General features: G+C 74.6%; 3 protein-coding genes. All 3 read left to right on the plus strand.

Translation table 11 applies throughout. The features are described 5' to 3' along the window. Positions 1-44 precede the first annotated feature (44 nt). The 3 genes from L1885_RS24390 (at position 45) to L1885_RS24400 (ending at position 4264) form a co-directional block, all read left to right on the plus strand. Positions 45-683, plus strand: a complete 639-nt coding sequence (locus L1885_RS24390; RefSeq protein ID WP_372482018.1) for a glycoside hydrolase family 75 protein — start codon at positions 45-47, stop codon at positions 681-683. Positions 684-1131: 448 nt separating this feature from the next. Next, positions 1132-2889, plus strand: coding sequence for a TIGR03767 family metallophosphoesterase (locus L1885_RS24395; protein ID WP_235799323.1), 1758 nt, complete (start codon positions 1132-1134; stop codon positions 2887-2889). A gap of 124 nt (positions 2890-3013) precedes the next feature. Then, complete coding sequence (locus tag L1885_RS24400) at positions 3014-4264, plus strand: DUF4032 domain-containing protein (protein ID WP_235799324.1); 1251 nt, start codon at positions 3014-3016, stop codon at positions 4262-4264. Positions 4265-4405 lie beyond the last annotated feature (141 nt).

A 4405-nucleotide genomic window follows, 5' to 3' on the forward strand; every position in this document is an offset into this window, starting at 1 on the left:
CGGGACCGCCGCCGGAGCACGCGCGCGCCGCGGGCAGCGGGCCCCTGACCGCCGCCGGGGCGCCGGGGCCGCCCACCGCGTTCCTCCAGGAGGGCTCCGTCACCGCCGCCCAGCTGCTGGCCCGGCTGCACGGCTGCGCGCAGGAGTCGAGCGGTCTGTTCCGCACGGACGACGAGGACGACGAGCCCACGGTCCCGGTGTGCGGCACGAAGGGCGCCGTGTTCTGGCGGGCCGACCTCGACATCGACTGCGACGGGCAGGTCACCGCCCACTGCAACGAGGAGACGGACGACGAGTTCCAGAACATGACGGCCTTCCCCCGCTCGGACGGCGGGCCCCTGGCCGCGGAGAGCCTGCCGTACGTGGTCGTGCCCGACCCGGGCGACGCCTGGGACTACCGCGCCTCGGGCATCCGCGGCGGCGGGCTCGCCGCCGTCGTGCACGAGGGGCAGGTGCAGTACGCGGTCGTCGGCGACACCGGGCCGTCCGGGCTGATCGGCGAGGCCTCCTACGCGACGGCGCACGCGCTCGGCATCACGCCGGACCCCGAGGGCGGCGGTACGCCGAAGGACGTGACGTACATCCTGTTCAGGAACACGTCGGTGAAGCCGGTCGAGAGCCACGAGGCCGCCGTACGGCTGGGCGACCGCCTGGCGCGGGAGTTCGTCGCCGGCACCCGCTGACGGCCGGGGGCGGCGAGGTGCGCCCCCGGCGCCCGGCCGGGAAGAAGGGGCGGCCCCACCGGCCGAGGGGACGGACCGGTGGGGCCGGCGAGCTCCGGCGGCCAGGGGGGAGAGCCGCGAGCTCGGGTCGAGAGTGCGTCTGCCCCCGTCCGGGCCGCGCATGCACGCCCGTCACGGAGATTTTCCGGCGGCGCCCCCGCGGCCCCCGGCGCGCACCCCTCGCGGCCCCTCCTTCCCCGGTGGGTGAACGCTGAGTGACCGGATTCCGGCCGGCGGGCGGAGAGCCGGGGACGGCTGCGAGGACCCGGTGATCCCTGTGCAGTGATGGGCGTCGGACGTTGGAACCTCGTTCACGCGCAGGCCACACCCGGTGTCAAGCATCGAAGTGTGGCCGGGGCTCCGCCCGCGGGACCACTCGACGACGCATCCTCACTCGAGGAAGGGCACCATGTCCCGCATACCCTCCGCAGTCACCTCCGTCGACCGCCGCCACTTCCTCACCGCGGCGGGGGCCGTCGGCGTCTCGGCCGGGATCGGCCTCGCGCTGGGGCTCGGGGGCGGCTCGGGCGAGGCCACCGCCGTCGGCCCGGCCGCCGCCGCGCCGCGTCCCGCCGTGCCGTCACCGCGCGGCGCCGCCGCCCACTCGGCGACCTCCTCCGCGCCCGCGGTGCCCGCCCGTACCACGCTCGACACCGTCGCGACGCCCGTGGACACCCGGGTGCCCTTCCAGCGCCTCGCCGACGGCCCCGGCTGGCGTCGCGCGGTGCGCCGCGACCTGGCGCCGGCGGGTGCGGCGCGCACCTCCCGGCGCACCACCCTCACCGCGTTCGTGCAACTCACCGACCTGCACCTGGCGGACGTCCAGCACCCCGTGCGCACCGAGTACCTGCGCGCGTCCGACCTGACGGGCTGGCGGCCCCAGGAGGCCCTGTCGGTACCGGGCGCGGTGGCGCTGATCGAGCGGATCAACGCGCTGCGCAACGGACCCGCCACGGGCACACCGCTGTCGTTCGCGATGACCACCGGCGACAACACCGACAACAACTCCCTCGCCGAGCTGGACTGGTTCCTCACCGTGATGAGCGGCGGCCGGATCACGCCCAACACCGGCGACCCGCGGCACTACGAGGGCCCGCAGAACTCCGGCGAACCCCTGTACTGGCAGCCCGAGTCGGCGGTCCGCGACGTCGACACGCGCCACGGCTTCCCCCGGATCCCGGGCTATCTCGACGCGGTCGCGCGGCCCGTGACCAGTCCCGGCCTGCGCCTGCCCTGGTACTCCACGGTCGGCAACCACGACTCCCTCGCCAGCGGCGCCGTGGCCGACCGCTCCGGCTATCTCGCGGAGTTCGCCGTGGGAGACCGCAAGCTGTACACGGTCACGGAGAGCGAGGCCGACCCGCTGCGCGCGATCCTCACCGCGGGCAGCCACCCCTCGGGCGACGAGCTGGTCGCGCTGCTGAAGCGCGACAGGCGGCGCATGCGGGCCGTGACACCGGACGAGCGCAGGGCACCGTTCACACCGCACCAGCACCTCGCGGCCCACCTCGACCCGTCCCGGACCGGGCCCGGCCCCGTCGGGCACGGCTACACCGCCGACAACCTCGCCGCGGGCACGCAGTACTACACGTTCGCCATGGGCGAGAACGTCGTGGGCGTCAGCATCGACACCACCGACCGCGGCGGCCACTTCCTCGGCTCGGTCGGCACCGAGCAGCTGCACTGGCTCGATCGCACCCTCACCGCCCACCGGGACGCGCACGTCGTCGTCTTCAGCCACCACAACAGCTGGACGATGACGAACACCCACCCCGACCCGGCCCGACCCGGCGAGGGCCGGCACACCGGCGACGAGGTGGTGGCGCTGCTCAGGAGGCACCGCAACGTCCGCGCCTGGGTCAACGGGCACAGCCACCGCAACCGCATCCTGCCGCACGGCAGCTTCTGGGAGATCTCCACGGCCTCGCACGTGGACCGGCCGCAGCTCGCGAGGATCGTCGAACTCGCGGACAACGGCGACGGCACGCTGTCCGTGTTCACCACGCTGATCGAGTCCGGCGCGCCCTCCCGCACCGACTTCCACGACCTCTCGCAGACCGGACTGGCGGCGATGTACCGCGAGTTCGCGCACAACGCACCCGGCGCGAGCACCACGGCGTACGGGTCGCCCGAGGACCGCAACACGGAGCTGCTGCTGAAGGTCTGAGAGCGCCGGCGGGCCGCCGGTGACCCCGCGGTCGGCGGGCCGCCTCCCCGACCGGGCACACTGGGGGCGGGACAGCGGCGTCCTCGACCCCACCCGACCCTGCCAGCCGACCGCGGGAGGCGCGATGGCGCTGCAGATCAGCGCGACGAATCCGGAGCACCCGGCCCAACTGCTCGACCTGCCCTGGGGCACCGGCCTGGAGGACTGGCCCGAGGCATGCCTGGTCCCCCTGCCCCGCGGCATCTCCCGGCACGTCGTGCGCTTCGCGTCGGCGGGCCCCGAGGTGGTCGCCGTCAAGGAGATCACCGAGCGCGCCGCGGTCACCGAGTTCGAGCTGCTGCGCCAGCTGCACCGGCTCGGCATACCGGCGGTGGAGGCGCTCGCCGTGGTCACCGGCAGGACGGCGGCCGACGGCGAGGAGATCGAGTCGGCCCTCGTCACCCGCCATCTGAAGGGCTCGCTGCCCTACCGGTCGATGTTCGAGTCGACGATGCGGCCCAGCACCGTCAAGCGCCTGATGGACGCGCTCGCCGTGCTGCTCGTTCGGCTGCACCTGGCGGGGTTCGCCTGGGGCGACTGCTCGCTGTCGAACGCCCTGTTCCGCCGGGACGCGGGGGCGTACGCCGCGTACCTGGTGGACGCGGAGACCGGCGAGCTGCACCCCGCCCTCAGCCGGGGGCAGCGGGAGTACGACATCGAGCTGGCGCGGATGAACATCGCCGGCGAGCTGATGGACCTCGAGGCGTCCGGCGCGCTGCACCCCTCGATCGACCCGGTCCCGTTCGGCGCGGCGATCGTCGAGCGCTACGAGGAGCTGTGGCACGAGCTGACGCGGGAGTCGGTCTACCCCGTCGACAAGCGCCACTACATCGACCGCCGGGTGCGCCGCCTGAACGATCTCGGCTTCGACGTGGCGGAGATGCGCATCGAGAGCTCCCCCGAGGGCGACACCGTGCGCTTCCTGCCGAAGGTCGTCGACGCGGGCCACCACCAGCGGCAGTTGCTGCGGCTGACGGGCCTGGACGCGGAGGAGAACCAGGCCCGGCGGCTGCTGGGCGACCTGGAGTCGTGGATGGCGACGCAGGACGACTACGCGCCCGGGGACCCGCTCGGCGCGCGGCCGGAGGTGCTGGCGCACCGCTGGGTGCGCGACGTGTTCCGGCCGACGGTCCGGGCGGTGCCGCTGGAGCTGCGGGGCGAGACGGACACGGCGCAGATCTACCACGAGGTGCTGGAGCACCGCTGGTACCTCTCGGAGCAGGCCGGCCAGGACGTGGGCCTGGACACGGCGGTCAAGGACTACGTGGCGCACGTGCTGCCGCAGAACCTGACGGCGACGACGGTGCAGCAGCTCGACCTGGAGCAGCAGGACTGACGCGGGGCGGGGATGCGCGTGTCCGCCGGGTGCGGGCCCCGCCGCCGCGGGACCGGGATGCGCGTGTCCGCCGGGTGCGGGCCCCGCCGCCGCCCGACCGGGGTGCGTGTCCGCCCGGCGGGCCCGGCGGGGCTACTGGAG

Source organism: Streptomyces fuscigenes (assembly GCF_021556455.1).
GTDB lineage: Bacteria > Actinomycetota > Actinomycetes > Streptomycetales > Streptomycetaceae > Streptomyces > Streptomyces fuscigenes.

Coding starts and splice junctions, on each gene's coding strand:
- L1885_RS24395 (WP_235799323.1), top strand. CDS start 1,132: ATGTCCCGCATACCCTCCGCAGTCACCTCCGTCGACCGCCGCCACTTC.
- L1885_RS24400 (WP_235799324.1), top strand. CDS start 3,014: ATGGCGCTGCAGATCAGCGCGACGAATCCGGAGCACCCGGCCCAACTG.